At 66.0% G+C, this 15,803-nt stretch carries 13 protein-coding genes; all 13 read right to left on the minus strand.

Features of this window, described 5'->3' with window-relative positions:
• Positions 1 to 38 precede the first annotated feature (38 nt).
• Complete coding sequence (locus BKY27_RS07605) at positions 39 to 2,042, minus strand: 3'-5' exonuclease (RefSeq protein ID WP_071673853.1); 2,004 nt, start codon at positions 2,040 to 2,042, stop codon at positions 39 to 41.
• Between the two features lie 32 nt (positions 2,043 to 2,074).
• Positions 2,075 to 2,602, minus strand: a complete 528-nt coding sequence (locus BKY27_RS07610) for a hypothetical protein (RefSeq protein ID WP_071673854.1) — start codon at positions 2,600 to 2,602, stop codon at positions 2,075 to 2,077.
• 16 nt (positions 2,603 to 2,618) lie between these two features.
• Positions 2,619 to 4,433 carry a DUF294 nucleotidyltransferase-like domain-containing protein gene (locus BKY27_RS07615; protein WP_071673855.1) on the minus strand — a complete coding sequence of 605 codons (1,815 nt, stop codon included), beginning with the start codon at positions 4,431 to 4,433 and terminating at the stop codon, positions 2,619 to 2,621.
• Between the two features lie 104 nt (positions 4,434 to 4,537).
• Positions 4,538 to 6,304 (minus strand): sodium:solute symporter family protein, encoded by a 1,767-nt coding sequence (locus BKY27_RS07620; protein ID WP_071673856.1) that lies wholly within the window; start codon positions 6,302 to 6,304, stop codon positions 4,538 to 4,540.
• Between the two features lie 15 nt (positions 6,305 to 6,319).
• Positions 6,320 to 6,580 (minus strand): DUF4212 domain-containing protein, encoded by a 261-nt coding sequence (locus BKY27_RS07625; protein ID WP_071673857.1) that lies wholly within the window; start codon positions 6,578 to 6,580, stop codon positions 6,320 to 6,322.
• 103 nt (positions 6,581 to 6,683) lie between these two features.
• On the minus strand, positions 6,684 to 7,370 hold the full coding sequence (locus BKY27_RS07630; protein WP_071673858.1) for an adenylate kinase: 687 nt from the start codon (positions 7,368 to 7,370) through the stop codon (positions 6,684 to 6,686).
• A gap of 9 nt (positions 7,371 to 7,379) precedes the next feature.
• A complete protein-coding gene (acs, locus tag BKY27_RS07635; protein WP_071673946.1) occupies positions 7,380 to 9,305 on the minus strand; it encodes an acetate--CoA ligase in 1,926 nt (641 codons plus the stop codon).
• A 296-nt stretch (positions 9,306 to 9,601) separates the two neighbouring features.
• Positions 9,602 to 9,850, minus strand: coding sequence for a hypothetical protein (locus BKY27_RS19900; protein ID WP_146636205.1), 249 nt, complete (start codon positions 9,848 to 9,850; stop codon positions 9,602 to 9,604).
• Between the two features lie 15 nt (positions 9,851 to 9,865).
• A complete protein-coding gene (locus tag BKY27_RS07640) occupies positions 9,866 to 10,834 on the minus strand; it encodes a LysR family transcriptional regulator (protein WP_071673859.1) in 969 nt (322 codons plus the stop codon).
• Positions 10,835 to 10,868: 34 nt separating this feature from the next.
• A complete protein-coding gene (locus tag BKY27_RS07645) occupies positions 10,869 to 11,606 on the minus strand; it encodes an Ldh family oxidoreductase (protein WP_071673860.1) in 738 nt (245 codons plus the stop codon).
• A gap of 101 nt (positions 11,607 to 11,707) precedes the next feature.
• Positions 11,708 to 12,505 (minus strand): metallophosphoesterase, encoded by a 798-nt coding sequence (locus tag BKY27_RS07650; protein WP_071673861.1) that lies wholly within the window; start codon positions 12,503 to 12,505, stop codon positions 11,708 to 11,710.
• A gap of 72 nt (positions 12,506 to 12,577) precedes the next feature.
• Positions 12,578 to 15,103 (minus strand): ABC transporter permease, encoded by a 2,526-nt coding sequence (locus BKY27_RS07655; RefSeq protein WP_071673862.1) that lies wholly within the window; start codon positions 15,101 to 15,103, stop codon positions 12,578 to 12,580.
• Positions 15,100 to 15,795, minus strand: a complete 696-nt coding sequence (locus BKY27_RS07660) for an ABC transporter ATP-binding protein (RefSeq protein ID WP_071673863.1) — start codon at positions 15,793 to 15,795, stop codon at positions 15,100 to 15,102. The genes BKY27_RS07655 and BKY27_RS07660 overlap by 4 nt, the downstream gene beginning before the upstream one ends.
• Positions 15,796 to 15,803 lie beyond the last annotated feature (8 nt).

Consider the following 15,803-nt stretch of genomic DNA (forward strand, 5'->3'; position numbering starts at 1 on the left):
CTTCTTATACATGAGTTAGGCCAGCATGGCGGTGCAGGTCAATTGAGATGGCCGATAAGCCGCGCATGGCGATCGAATGCGGCGATGGTTGCCCCCAATGTAGGCAGGTCTGCTGCTTCCATCATCGGAATCATCTTGGCAAAGGCCGCCGCGGTGCCAAGCGCATCGCCAATGGCGGTATGGCGGTCGGTCTCGGGGATGGTGATGGCGAGCCGGTCGCAGAGCGCGTCCAACGTGTGTTCCGCCGACTGGCCGTAGAGGATCGCCGACAGAAGCACGGTGTCGAGGATCGGCTGGTCAAAGCGCAGCCCGATCTCGGCCTCGCGCCGTTGCAGGAACGCCATGTCGAAAGGCGCGTTGTGGGCGACCAGAACGGCATTGTCGGCAAATCGGTGGAAACGGGCCAGTGCCTCGGCCACGCAGGGGGCGCCCCTGACCATGGCGTCGGTGATGTGGTGAACGGCAGTCGAGGCGGCGGGAATCTTGCGGCCCGGATCAACCAAAATGTCGAAGCGTTCCTCGGCCCGGATGCGCCCGTTGACCACCCGAACGGCGGCGATCTGGCAGATCTCGTCGACGGCGGGGTTCAGGCCGGTGGTCTCGGTGTCGAAGATGACGAAGTTGAGCTGTTTCAGCCGCGCCTCGGACAGTTCCGGTGGCAGGGCCGCGTGCAAAAGGTCGAAGTCATATTGCATGGCGCGGGCGGGACGCGGGGCGGTGGCGGCGGCCAGCGGCAGCGCGAGATGCAGCGCGGCGCGGCCTGCATCGCCGTGGGCAATCGTCACCTGTGTGGCATGGGTCGATTCCACGTCATGGCCCGAAAACCCGGTAAATCCGGGACTGAGTGGGGTCGAGAGCCAATCGTCCAGCGTATCGGCATCAGGTGTGGGAGAGGCGGCCTCCAGGCTGAGGGTGGCGGATTGCGCGCCCAGATCAGAGACCCTCACGGTCAGCGCGTCGGCGCCATGGCCGGTCCAGGCAAGGGCCAGCCGTTCGAGCAGGCGCGTCAGGGCGTAGCCATCGCACAGCACCCGGCGGGCGGGCAGGTCTTGGGTGATCTGCACGCCTTTGCGGGCGAGCCGCGACGCGACTGCGCCGCCAAGGTCGGACAGGGCCAGTGCTTCTTTCGGCCACCACGCCGCGTCGGTGGCCGATTTGCGCCCACTGACATCGCGCAGCAGGGTGCTCAGGGTCGTGCGTTCGGCCTCGGGCAGGGCGGGCAGGGTGGCCTCGGTCCCTTCGATCAGGCGATCGAGCAGCGCGGTGCGTTCGGCCCTGTGGCGCAGGTCGCTGGCCACGTCGTGCAGCGACAGCACATAGCCCGGAGTCGGCGTTTCCTGCCCGTCGAGATAGAGCAGCCGCATCCGGGCAGCGATCAGGCGTGCGCCATCCTCGGTCGCGCAGAGGATGTCGGCGGTGGCCTCGGGCGTGCCCTGTTGCAGGCGGGCATAGGCCTGCAGGATTGGGCCGGGTTTCAGCAGGTGGTGAATGGGGCGGTTGAGCACCAAGGCCTCGCTGTTGTCGAGCAATTCGACGGCGCGGGCGTTGTAGAGAGCGATGGTGTGGTCAGGCGTGCAGAACAGGACCCCGTCCGGCACCTCGGCCAAAAGGGTTTCCAGCCGCGATTTTTCCAGCGACAGGCGGGCGGTTTCCCGGCCCACGGCCATTGCCATGGCGTTGCGGGTTTCGGTCAGATGCGACGAGACGGCGGCGGCGGCCTGCCCCAGATCCCCCAGATAGCGGGTGGGGGCGTGGTCGATCGCGTGATCCACGTCGGCATGGGCGCGGGCGCGCAGGTCGGCGGCCAGCCGTTCGACCGGGCGCGCGACGTTTTCATCGAAAAGCACCCAGACCCATGTGGTCAGGCCCAGAATGGCGAAACAGGCGACGACGCCCGCGACGATGAAAGAGGACAGCGCCTCGGGTTCCGCCAGCCGGAGAAAGCCCAAGGTGAGGCCGCCGATGGTCAGGGCAGAGCCGCCAAGGGCGAGAAGCGCGAAGAACAGGAAGATCCGCAGGCGCAGACTGAGATGGGTCAACATTGGGGCGGGCCTCCTCCTCCCGCATCAATTGGTCAGGTCGTGGCCTCGTTGCAGACGGCGAGGCGCAGGGGATCGTTTTCGCGCAAGGCGATCCACGGGGCGTCGTCGGTCAGGCTGTCGAGCGACAGGTCGGGGCGGTCGATCAGGGTGAGTTGGCGGTTGCCGGTGCAATCCACGGCCATCGGCACTTCGGTCGTGGCGGCCCATCGGCCAAAGACATAAAGGTTCACCAGATGCAGGCCGGGGGCGTCTTCGTTGCTGCGGATGCCCGCGATGTCGACCGCGATGAAGCCATCGCGGTAGGGGCGCAGATAGGTCCAGGGCTGCCACCATGCCGAGCGTTCATGGGTGACGATGACCTCCATCCCTTCGGGCATCGAGCCAGTGGTGGTGTCATACCAGCCGTATTCGGTGGCGATGGTGGCCGCGATCATTGCGGCCCCGGCGCCGAGCGGGGTGATCCAGCCGGGCAGGCGGCGACCGGTGCCGAAACGCAGGGCAAGGGCAAGGCCCGCCCCGGCGAAGCCCGCGAAGATCACGGCGATGAGGGTCATCAGCATGGGGTGCGTTTCCTTGTCAGCTGAGGATGCCGCGGCCCTGACCGGCGGCGGATTGCATGGTTTTGACCACCACGAAAGCGTCGCGCAGGTGACTGCGTTCGAAATCGCTCAGGTCGGTGGGGGCCATGAAATTGTCGGGGGTGTCGCCGCGGCGGATCTGGCGGGCCTGGTGTTCCAGCCGGGCCTCGGCGATCATGTCATAGGCGTCGAGCAGGTCACGCCCGCCGGTCGGAGAGACTTGGCCGCCGTCTATTGCGGCCTCCAGCCGGGCGCGGGTGTTGGTCTGGGCCGACTGGCCCTGCAGGGCGTAGATGCGGCCAAGGTCCACGATGGGCCCGACACCGTTGTGCTTGAGGTCGATCTGGTTCTTGTGCTCGCCCGAGCGGACGGTGGCAAAACCGCGGAAGAGGCCAAGCGGCGGCGTGTGCTTGAGCGAGTTCGAGACCATGTGGGCCACGAAGATCGAGTTTCCGGCGGCTGCGGCCAGCGTGTCGGCCTGAAGGTCTGCAAACAGGCGTTCGTCGCCGCCGATGGGGCGCAAGTCGAACATGACGCTGGCCAGCATCTGCGCTTCGGGGTCGGGTTTGGCGATCCATTTCTGGAAATACTGTGTCCAGACGCGCAGGGGCTGCCGCCAGCGGTCGGCGGTGGCCATCATGTCGCCGGGGCAATAGAAATAGCCGCAGGCATCCAGCCCGTCCGAGACAAACGTGGCCAGCGCCTTGAAATAGGCATCATGCTGGGGCTGCATCGCGTCGTCGAGGATCAGGCAGTTGTCCTGATCGCTGACGCCGGTCTGTTCCTGCCGCCCCTGCGACCCGCAGGCAAGCCACAGGTAGGGCACGGGCGGCGGGCCGAGCTGCTCTTGGGCCATGGCCAGCAGGCGCCGGGTGGTGGCGTCGCCCACATCTGTGATCAGGCGAGTGACGACCTGATGGGCGTTGTGGCCACCGACCAGTTGCACCAGCAATTGCGGGATGCGCGCGACGATGCCGGTCAGATCGTCAACAGTGTCGGCGTCGGCGACATCCCGGATCAGCGCCGCAGAGGAGGTGGCCTGAAACCGCGTCAGGTCGGTCTGGGTCAGGATACCCACCAGCCTGCCGTCGTCGATCACCGGCATATGGGTGATGCGCCGCTCGACCATCACATGCAGCACGTCCGAGACGAGGGCCGAGGGTGGCAGCGACATGGGGTTCGCGGTCATAACGGCGCGCACAGGCGTGTCGGGGGCCAGTCCCTCGGCCAGCGCCTTGTTGGTCAGGTCGCGGGTGGTGACGATCCCGGTGACGGTGTCGCCTTGGGTGATCATCAGCGACGAGACGCCATGCTCGCGCATTGTCTGCGCGGCGGCGCGGATCGGGGTGTCGGGCGTGGCGGTATGGGGGGCGGGCGTCATCATGTCGGCCAGCCGCATGGTGGCCAGATCCTGACGCTTGGCGCGGGCGGGGCGGGTGCGGTCGAAGAACCGGGCGACGCGGGGGTGATCGGCAATCAGCGCGCGGAAGGTGTCGGCGGGAACGGCAATAAGCTGGCTGTCGCTGTCGGCGCGGGCAGTCGTGGCGGCCAGCCCGTCGCGCATCAGGCCCCGTTCGCCGAAAGAGTTGCGGGGACCGAGGATCGAAAGGAGCGCGCCGGACTCGTCGGTGATTTCAACGCGCCCGCGAATGATAAGGTAAAGCGCATCGAGCGGCGCGCCTTGGGGGTAGATCGTGGTCCCGGCGTCCACGTCCCGGCGCACCACGGTCTCGGCCAGATGGTCGAGCGCCTCGGGCGGCAGGCTATCGTAGGGATGGGTCAGGGCGAGGATTTCGCGGGTTGTCTGGGGCATTGGTCCGGCTCCCCCGGATGTAAAATGGCGCACCCCGGAGGGTCGGGATGCGCCGTTGTCCTGAACGGGGCCCGCGGTGTCGCAGGCCCTGTCTTGGCTAGGCCTCAGTGATCCTGAGCGGCGCCTGCACCGCGCGGCACGCGGATGCTTTCCACCAGATCGCGGATCTCTTGCGGCGGCTCGTCGGTCGCATTGGACACGAGGTAGGCCACGGCAAAGTTGATGACCGCCCCGATGGCACCGAACGAGGTCGACTTGACCGGTCCAAGCAGCGGATCGGCGTCGGTGAACGTGTTGGTGCCGGGGATGAAGAACCAGCCCTTGTGCAGGAAGATGTAGACAACGGTCACGATCAGACCGGCCAACATCCCGGCCACGGCGCCCTTGTTGTTCACCCGCTTGGAGAAGATCCCCATCATCAGCGCCGGGAAGATCGACGCAGCGGCCAGACCGAAGGCCAGAGCCACGGTTTGCGCGGCGAAGCCCGGCGGGTTGAGCCCGAGGTAGGTCGCCACTGCGATGGCACCGGCCATGGCGATACGGGCCGAAAGCAATTCAGCCTTTTCCGAGATGTTCGGATTGAGCTGACCCTTGATCAGATCGTGGCTGATGGCGCCCGAGATGGCCAGAAGCAGACCTGCCGCGGTGGACAGGGCGGCGGCCAGGCCACCGGCCGCGACCAGTGCGATCACCCAACCCGGCAGGTTGGCGATTTCGGGGTTGGCCAGCACGAGGATGTCGCGGTTCACGGTCAGTTCCGATCCGGCCCAGCCACGCTCTTCCGCCGTGGCGGCGAAGTCTGCGGAGCCTGCGTTATACCACTGGATCAGGCCGTCGCCATTGGCGTCTTGGAAGCTGAGCAGACCGGTGACTTCCCAGTTCTGCATCCACTCGGGGCGATCGTCGTAGGCGATCGGGGCCTCGGTGGTGCCATTGGGATAGACGGTGTCGATCAGGTTCAGGCGAGCCATCGCGCCCACGGCCGGAGCGGTGAGATAGAGCAGCGCGATGAAGACCAGCGCCCAACCGGCGGACCAGCGTGCGTCGGCCACTTTCGGCACGGTGAAGAAGCGGATGATGACGTGGGGCAGGCCCGCGGTGCCGATCATCAGCGACATGGTGAACAGGAACATGTCGAAGGTGTTGGAGTGATGGCCGGTGTATTCGGCAAACCCAAGCTCTTGCACGACCTGGTCAAGGCGTTCCAGCAGCGGCTGACCCGAGGCGACATGATCCGAGAACAGGCCAAGGGCCGGGATCGGGTTGCCCGTCAGTTGCAGCGAGATGAAGATCGCCGGGATGGTGTAGGCGACGATCAACACGCAATACTGTGCGACCTGCGTGTAGGTCACGCCCTTCATGCCGCCGAGAACGGCATACATGAAGACGATGGCGGCACCGATATAGAGGCCGGTCGCGTTGTCCACTTCGAGAAAGCGCGAGAAGGCCACGCCGACGCCGGTCATCTGACCGATCACGTAGGTGACGGAGGCGACGATCAGGCAGACCACGGCCACCACGCGGGCGGTCGGGCTGTAGAAGCGGTCGCCGATGAATTCCGGCACGGTGAACTTGCCGAACTTGCGCAGGTAGGGCGCAAGCAGCATGGCGAGCAGCACGTAGCCGCCGGTCCAGCCCATCAGGTAGGTGGAGTTGTCGTAGCCGGTAAAGGCGATGAGACCCGCCATCGAGATAAACGAGGCCGCCGACATCCAGTCAGCCGCCGTTGCCATCCCGTTGGTGACGGGGTGAACGCCGCGTCCGGCGGCGTAAAATTCAGACGTGGACCCTGCGCGGGCCCAGATCGCGATACCGATGTAGAGCGCGAATGTGGCGCCCACAAAGATAAGGTTGAGAGTATACTGTTCCATGTTCCCGTGTCGTCCTTACTCTTCGTCCACGCCGTGTTGCTTATCGAGCGTGTTCATCCGCCAGGCGTAGAAGAAGATCAGCGCGAGGAAGACGAGGATGGAGCCTTGTTGGGCAAACCAGAAGCCCAGATCGGTGCCGCCAACCGCGATGCCGGACAGCATCGGGCGCAGCAGGATACCGAAACCGAACGAGACAACCGCCCAGATCACCAGGCAGATGGCGACCAGACGCATGTTCGCGGACCAGTACTCATTGTTAGATGGCGAATCAGCCATTATGTTACTCCCACTTGTTGAGGATGATCCGGGATGGACTCCGACCCCCGCCCCGGACCCTTGATATCGCGGGCGCCCCTCAGAAGGGCGCCCGTGACGTTTGTCAGGCCGCCGTGACCTCGGTCACGATGGCACCAAGGCTGGCGGCGATATCGCCGATGTCGCCCATGGCGTGGACCCGGCTCAGCGCACCACGGTTGTCGTAGTAGCTGATCAGCGGGGCGGTCTGTGCGTGGTATGCCGACAGGCGCGTGCGCACCGTGTCTGCATTGTCATCCGCGCGGCGTTTGAACTCGTTACTCTGGCACTTGTCACAAACGCCTACGGTGGCGGGCTGCTTGAACTCGTCATGATAGCCTTCGCCACAAGTCGAACAGGTGTATCGCCCGGATACGCGGGCCACCATCGCCTCGTCATCCACGTCGAGGCTGATCGCGGCGTCGATCTTTTGCCCGCGATCCGCGAGCAGTTCGTCAAGCGCCGCGGCCTGCGCCTCGGTTCGGGGAAAGCCGTCGAGGATTGTTCCCTTGGTCACATCTGGCTGGTCGAGCCGGTCGGACAGGATGGCGATGACGATCTCGTCGGAAACGAGGTCGCCCTTCTCCATCACCGCCTTGGCGGCGGTGCCGGCCGCTGTGCCCTTGGCCACGGCGTCGCGCAGCAGATCCCCGGTGGAGAGCTGCACGAGGCCGAAGGTATCTTCCAGCATACGGGCCTGGGTGCCCTTCCCGGCGCCCGGAGGGCCGAGAAGGATCAGGTTGACGGGGCGGGTCATGGTCTGTGTGGTCATGACAACGCCTTACTTTACGGCCCGGTTCTCGATCAGTTCGTCCACGACGGACGGATCTGCGAGGGTCGAGGTATCGCCAAGGCTGCCGAAGTCGTTTTCGGCGATCTTGCGCAGGATGCGGCGCATGATCTTGCCCGAGCGGGTCTTGGGCAGGCCGGGGGCCCACTGGATGACATCGGGTTTGGCGATCGGGCCGATTTCGGTGCGGACCCAATCCGAGAGCGTCTTTTTCAGCTCGTCCGACGGGGTTTCATCGTTCATCAGCGTGACATAGCAGTAGATGCCTTGCCCCTTGACAGGATGCGGATAGCCCACAACGGCGGCCTCGGACACGGTTTCGTGCGCCACCAGTGCGCTTTCGACCTCGGCGGTGCCCATGCGGTGACCGGAAACGTTGATCACGTCATCGACGCGGCCGGTGATCCAGTAGTCGCCGTCCTCGTCGCGGCGGCAGCCGTCGCCCGAGAAGTAGTAGCCCTTGTAGTCCGAGAAGTAGGTTTTCACGAAGCGGTCGTGATCGCCGTAGACGGTGCGCATCTGGCCCGGCCAGCTATCGGCCAGCACAAGCACGCCCTCGACGCCGTTGCCTTCGACGACGTCGCCCGTGGTCGGGTCGAGCACGAGCGGCTTGACGCCAAAGAACGGCTTTTGCGCCGCGCCGGGCTTGAGGTCATGGGCACCGGGCAGCGGGGTCATCATGTGACCGCCGGTTTCCGTCTGCCACCATGTATCGACGATCGGGCAGTTCCCCTTGCCGACATTCTCGTTGTACCAGTTCCACGCTTCGGGGTTGATGGGTTCGCCCACCGAGCCGAGGATCTTGAGATCGGACAGGTCGTATTTCTCGACGAATTCCGTTCCCTTGCCCATCAGCGCGCGGATCGCGGTGGGGGCGGTGTAGAACTGGTTGACCTTGTGCTTTTCACAGACGGCCCAGAAGCGGCCGGCATCGGGGTAGGTCGGCACGCCTTCGAACATCAGCGTGATCGCGCCGTTGGCCAGCGGGCCATAGACGATATAGCTGTGGCCAGTGACCCAGCCCACGTCCGCGGTGCACCAGAACACGTCGCCATCCTTGTAGTCGAAGACGTATTCGTGGGTCATCGAGGCATAAACGAGGTAGCCGCCGGTGGTGTGCACCACGCCCTTGGGCTGCCCGGTCGAGCCCGAGGTGTAGAGGATGAACAGCGGATCTTCGGCGTTCATCTCTTCCGGCGGGCAGTCTGCGCTGACCGTGGCGGCAAGGTCGTGATACCAGTGGTCGCGGTCGGCAACCCAGGCCACCTGATCGCCGGTGCGCTTGACCACGAGGCATTTCACATGGTCATCGCAATGCAGGAGCGCCTTGTTGACGTTGTCTTTCAGCTCGGTGACACGCCCGCCGCGCGGGGCGCCATCGGAGGTGATGACCAGCTTGGCCCCACACCCGTTGATCCGCGCAGACAGCGCATCGGGAGAGAACCCGGCGAAGACGATGGAATGCACGGCGCCAATGCGGGCGCAGGCCAGCATGGCATAGGCGGCGGCCGGGATCATCGGCAGGTAGATGACGACGCGGTCACCTTTGCCCACGCCCATTTCCTTGAGGACGTTGGCGAAACGGCCCACTTCCTCGGACAGTTGATTGTAGGTGATGTGCTGCGCATCGTCGCCCGGTTCATCGGGCTCGAAAATGATCGCGGTCTGGTCGCCACGGGTGGCCAAGTGCCGGTCGATGCAGTTGGCGGCGACGTTCAGGGTGCCGTCTTCGTACCATTTGATATGGACGTTGTCGAAGTCATAGGACGTATCCTTGACCTTGGTGTAGGGCTTGATCCAGTCGATGCGGCGCCCATGCTCGCCCCAGAACCCTTCGGGGTCGTTGATCGAGGCGGCATACATCTCGTTGTACTTGGCCAGGTCGATATGCGCGTCCTTGAGCAGTCCGGGCATCATGTCAGTGTCGTTGGACAATGGTCTCTCCCTTGAAAGGTGCCGGTTCCTGTCCCAGCAGATGACACGTTGAACCGGGGCGGAGGGCGGATGCCTTCCACGTGTCCTGCTATGTCGGGCGGGTGCCCACTACGTGCGAAGCTAACCCAATTCCCACAGCCCCGAAGGGCGAATGTCGGTGATTGGCCTCCCCCAACCAGTGTATTGCCGTCGTGGCCGTCGCGAAACCCTGTCCTCACGCGGGTTTCGCGCCATGCGGGCAACTGATGCGCAAAGTTGCGCGTCCCTCGCTGGGAAACTTACAAAATTTCGTGAGCGCGGGAACTGTTGCCTTGGGGGCGGGCGGTGTTCTGTAAGAGTTTTTCTAATGACGCAGCGGCAGTTGTAAAAATGTTTACATTTTTCGTTGAATATTTCGTAATATCAAGGAGTAGGAATATGGCATACAAAGGATATGCTTTTGAAAATATTGCGTCATGCCGCGCCGGTGCGGTGCGGCGATTGCCGTTGCCAAGTCTGTTTGCGCTACCGGTTTGCATGGCTGTCATGGAATCGCGGGGCCGTCAGACCTCGGACAGCAGCCGGAACCGGCCTTCAAGCCACGGCATCTTGAGCAGCCCCGGTTCCGTAAAGTGGTGGTCGATCAGGTCGCGGGCAATGGCGGCAATCTGTTCTGGTACATCGCCGGTCCAGTCCCCTGCCGCGCACAGAACGATGCGGCGCGAAAACCCTTCGAAGGGCAGCGGGTGGGCGTCAATGGACTCGAGAAAGCGGCCAGCGCGCATCAGGCTGACGGGGGTCGTGATTGTCCAGCCGGTCCCGCCCGCCACAAGAGCGCTGATCGACTGATTGCTGTCCAGTTCGAACCGGTTCGGGATCGACAGCCCCTGCCGCATCAGCGAGGCTTCGATCTGCTGGCCCATCACCTGATCCTGATCGCGGCGCAACAACCGCAGATGCGACAGCGCCGCCACGCCGCCCGAAATGTCGGTGCCGCGCGGAACAGCAAGGATGTAGGGATCTTCCACCAGTGGATGCAGGGTGACGCCATTGGGCAAGTCGCGGCTCTCGGCACAGATGGCCATGTCGAGCGTGCTGCGCCCGATCATTGCCAACAGCGTGTGGCTGGGGCCGGTGTTCAGCCGAAAGACGCAGTTCTGCATGGTTTCGGCCAGCCGTGCCGTCAGGGTCGGGGTCACTTCGTTCTCGAAATCCTCGATCACGCCAAGCCGCAGGGCCGAGACCGCCGACAGGTCAAGCGTGGTCAGGTCGCGTTGCCCGGTGCGCAACGCGCCGAGCGCCGCCTCGACATGGCGCAGGAACTGGCGGCCCGCCGGGGTCAGCGTCATCGGGCGGCGGCCCTGATCGACCAGCGGCAGGCCCACGGCCTGATTGAGGTTCTTGAGCTGTTGCGAAACGGCGGGCGCACTCATCCCCAGGCGGCGGGCAGCCTCGCCGACCGATCCGGTTTCCGCGAGTGCCTCGAACACTTCGAGGCCGCGAATGGAGACACCTTTCAGAACGCCGCCCATGCCTTGCCATTTCCTGTGGCCCGGGCGCGCGGCCTCAGGCTGTTATGATTTTTTCTAGCAGGCCGAGGGGCACCGCGATACCGGCTTTCTCGTCCGCCACGGGCGGAAGGGGCGAGACCGTGGGGACCGGCAGGTCGGCGCGCAGGGCGATGATCCGGTGGCTCAGGCGAAAGGGCGCGCCAAGGGGGCCTTCGAAGGGCGGGACCGTGCCGCCATCGGCGCCGGTCCGGTGCAGCGCGCCCGGCAGGCGCGGGTCCGAGGCCCCGAGCCCGTGGGTCCGATGCGCGATTTCCAGCCGCAGGGTGCCATTGGGGTTGGGGCAGGGCGTCAATCCGGCGACAATGGCAATGCCGTGCAGGCCTGCGACCGCGAGCCTGTCAAATCCGCTGGCAGGGCTGGCCAGCGGATAGGCGTTGTGGATCGCCAAGGTCGCCACCCCAAGCTGGCGCGCCCGGTCGATCAGGTCAATCAGGCCAAGCGCCACGGCGGGGCAGGCAAAGCCGCCGCCCGCGTCAACGGTGATCGCGCCGGGGGCGATGTCGGTCAGGCGCGGCGCGGCCCCGCCCGAGACCCGGCCACAGCGCAAGTGTTCGATCATGTGGGGCAAAAGGCCAAGCCCGATCCGGCGGTGCCCGCGCCGCTCGGTGGCCAGCACGTTTCGGGCAACGGCATCTGCGGCGGATCGGGAAAGGCCGGCACGGGTCAGGCTGTCCTGCACGAGGGCCAGAAGATCGGCGGCGGCCAGATGCTGCTCTTCTCCAAGGTCCTTCATCGGCGGTTCCCCACCCTTTCAATGCCGGTTCCCGTGACTGTAGAGACCGAACCGCGCGGCTGTCCACGGCGCAACGGCCGCAGTCCCCGGTTTTCTGATCGTCAGGCGTAGAGGAATTCGATCGCCCCGTCGGGCAGGATCGCGGCGGTGCACAGCAAGCCGGTTTCCCAAGCGCCGGTATCGACACAGATGCGCCCGTCTTCCAGCACCGGCCCGCTGCCCGGCACATGGCCATGCACGACCCATGTGTCATCGGCGCGGGGGCGGCTGTCGAACTCGGGGTGGCCCCAGAGCAGGACGCGTGGTGACTGCTGGTCCATCGGGTGCTGCGGATCGGCCCCGGCATGGACCACCCAGAGATTGCCGGACGACCAGGACAGCGGCAGATCGGCCATCCACTCGCGCAGGGCCGGGGCCATGTGCCGGGTCAGCTCCTGCGCCTCGTGGCGGAACAGGTCGGGCGGGCAGCCGGGTTCGAGCTGGCTGGTGTGCAGGCCGAAACTGTCCAGCGTCGCCCGCGCGCCGCTGCGCAGCCAACGCGGCCCGCGAATGGCGGGATCGGCGAGGAAATCGAGCAACATGCGTTCGTGGTTGCCCATCAGGCAGGTCACGTTCTGGGGCAATTCCTTGGACAGTTCCCAAACCCGAGTCAGCACCGTGGCGCTGTCATGTCCGTGGTCGATATAGTCCCCGACGAAGACCACATGCGGATTGCGCGCATTGATCCGGCCCACATGTTCGTCGATCTTGTCGAGGGCACGCTCCAGCAGGTCGGAACGGCCGTGCAGATCCCCCACCACGTAGGTGGGAAAGTCGGGATGCGGGCGTTCGTCCCGAGCGGGGCCCGTGGCCGCGGCGGGTGCGGCACGGGAAAAGACATGGCCGAGTCTGCGGATCATGTTCTAGCACTTGCGGTGGTGCGCCTGGAAAAACAAGAGGCCGTGAACAGGCTGCGGCACTGCATCCTGGCTCTACCCCCCCGCGCGCAGGACAGAGGCAGGGCGTTGTGCCAGTGGGCGCAGGGCAAAGGCAAGCCCGGCCAGAAGGGTCGCAAGCGCCCCGCCCGCCACGATGGCCAGAGCCGAGGGCAGATGGAAGGCAAAGGCGGTCTCCATTACGAAATGGCTGACGGCCCATCCGCCAAGGCCCCCGGCGGCCACGGCGACCAGACCGGCCGCCGCCCCTGACAGCAGCGACCGCAGGGCGAAGCTGAGCAGGACATGGCGGCCCGTCGCCCCGAGGGTCTTGAGAATGGCGGCCTCGTAGGCGCGGGCGCGCTCGCCCGCCGCCGCCGCGCCGATCAGCACCATGAAACCGGTCACAAGCGTTGCCGCCGCGCCCCATGCCGTCGCCGCCGCGATGCCAGAGAGGGCACTGGCCACTTGGTCGATGGCGTCGCGCACCCGGATCGCGGTGATGTTCGGGGCAAGGTCCGACACGGCGCGCAGGATACGGCCCTCGCCCTCGGGCGTGGTGTAGACCGTGGCAATATGGGTGTGCGGCGCGCCGCGCAGGGCATTGGGCGACATCGTCATGATAAAGCCGATGCCCGCGTTCGAAAAATCGACCTCGCGCAGGGCGGCGATGGTGGCCGTGATCTCGCGCCCCAGCACGTTGACGGTGATGGTGTCGCCGAGGCCGAGGCCCATTTCCCGCGCCTCTTCGGCGGCAAAGGCCATCAGCGGCGGGCCGTCATGGTCGTCGGGCCACCATTGTCCTGCGGTGATTTCGGACGCGGGCGGGGCCGTATCGCGATAGGTCAGGCCCCGGTCGCCGCGCAGCACCCAGTGGTTGCCCGCCACCTCGCGCGCCGGGCGGTCGTTGATCCGGGTGATGACGCCGCGCAGGATCGGGGCGGTTTCGACGCGCGTCACATCCGGGTCGGCGGCGGCAAGGTCGAGGAACGGCTGCAACTGGTCGGGCTGGATGTCGATGAAGAAGAAAGATGGGGCAACCTGCGGCAGATCGCGCTGGATCGCGGCGCGCAGGTTGGTGTCGATCTGGCCCACGGCGGCCAGAACCGACAGGCCGAGGCCAAGCGACAGCACGACGCTGGCCGCCTCTGACCCCGGTGCGCCGACCGCGCCAAGGGCAAGGCGCAGGGCGCTGCGGCCCCGGACCCACCGGCTGCGCGACAGCCGCCGGGCGACAAGGCGCAACAGCAGCGCCGAAAACGACAGAACCAGCAACGCCACCCCGATGGCCGCCGCCGTCCACAGGGCCAGTTCCGGCAGGCCGGACAGCCATGCCGCGGCCCCGACCAAGCCACCGACAAGCAGAGCCGTCATCAGCAGGACCGGCCAGCGGGGCCAGCGTTTGCGATGCTCTGCGGCGTCCCGGTAAAGCGCGGCAGGGCGGATCTGTTCGACCCGCGCCAGTGGCCAGAGGGTAAAGATCAACGCGGTCAGCAGCCCATAAAGCCCGGCTTCGGCCAGCGGGCCGGGGGTCAGGCCGACGTCAGCCGGGATCGGCAGGTTCGCCGCGATCAGCGGGGCCAGCCCCAAGGGCAGAACCGCGCCGAGGATCAGGCCGAGCAAGACCCCGAGCAGCGACATCGCGCCGATCTGAAAGAAATAGGCGGTAAAAAGGGTGCGCCGCGTGGCCCCGAGCGTCTTGAGCGTGGCGATAATCTCGGTCTTGCCCGCCAGATAGCTGCGCACGGCTGCGGAAATGCCGACCCCGCCCACGGCAAGCCCGGCCAGACCGACCAGCACCAGAAATGCCCCGATCCGGTCGACAAAGCGGCCAAGGGACGGGGCGGCGTTGCGCGAGTCCTTCCAACGCAGGCCATCGTCGCCAAAGCGCCGCGCCGCCTGACGGTTCAGATCGGCCAGGTCGGCCTCGGGCGGCAGGCGCAGGCGGTATTGGCTGGTATACAGCGTTCCGGGGGCCACCAGACCGGAGTCTTGCAGCGACTCAAGCCGCACCAGGGTGCGCGGACCGGGGCCGAAATTGCCACCTGCCATGTCGGGTTCATTCGTCAGCGCGGCGCGCAGGGCAAAGGTTTGGGTGCCAAGGGTGAAGGTATCGCCAATGTCCAGCCCGAGCTGCGCAATAAGGGTCGGGTGCATCACCGCGCCGGGGTAATCGGTTGTGGCCAGGGCCTGTCCCAGCGGGATGGCCGGGTCGAGGCCCACCTGCCCGTAGAGCGGATAGAGGCCGTCGATTGCCCTGATCTGTGTCAGGCCGCGCGCTGTTTCGCCCCCCTGTGCCACCACGGCCATGGAGCGGAAATCGACGGTTTGCGAGACGGCGTTGGCGTGGTTGGCCATCCAGCGCGCCTCGGCCTCGCTGGCCATGCGCATGGTAAAGCTCAGTTCCGCATCGCCGCCAAGGATCACCGCGCCCTGGTTCGACAGGCCGGTCTGCACCGCCTCTCGGACAGAGCCGACGGCTGCGATGGCTGCAACCCCAAGCGTCAGGCAGGCAAGGAAGATGCGAAAGCCGCGCAGCCCGCCGCGAAGGTCGCGCAGAGCGATGCGCAGGGCGGCCCTCATTCAGCGGCGTCCGACAACGGGCTGGTGTCCAGCCGGCCATCACGCAGGCGGATCACCCGGTCGCAGCGCGCGGCAAGGTCCGGTGCGTGGGTGACCATGACCAGCGTCGCCTCGTGCCGGTCGCGCAGCGCGAAAAGCAGGTCCATGATCGCGCGGCCGTTGGCCTCGTCTAGATTGCCGGTGGGTTCATCGGCCAGCAAAAGCCGGGGGCGGGGGGCCGCGGCACGGGCCAGCGCCACGCGCTGTTGTTCGCCACCCGAAAGCTGGCCGGGATAATGCCCCATGCGGTCGCCAAGCCCCACGGCCTGCAACTCTTCTGCCGCGCGGTCAAAGGCATCGCTGCGGCCCGCCAGTTCCAGCGGGGTGGCCACGTTTTCCAGCGCCGTCATCGTCGGAATCAGGTGGAAGCTTTGAAACACCACCCCCATATTGTCCCTGCGAAGGCGCGCGAGCCGGTCTTCGGACAGGGCCGTCAGGTCTTGGCCGAGGGCGTTGACCCCGCCGCCCGTGGCACGTTCCAGCCCGCCCATCAGCATAAGGAGTGACGACTTGCCAGACCCAGACGGCCCCACCAGCCCAAGCGTTTCACCCGCCCTGACCTGCAAGGTGATGCCACGCAGGATATCGACCCGCCCGGCATTGCCGTTGAGGGTCAGGCTTGCGTCCCTCAGGGACAGGATCGGGTCGGTCATCCGGGGCC

The sequence above is a fragment of the Nioella nitratireducens genome (assembly GCF_001879715.1).
Lineage (GTDB): Bacteria > Pseudomonadota > Alphaproteobacteria > Rhodobacterales > Rhodobacteraceae > Nioella > Nioella nitratireducens.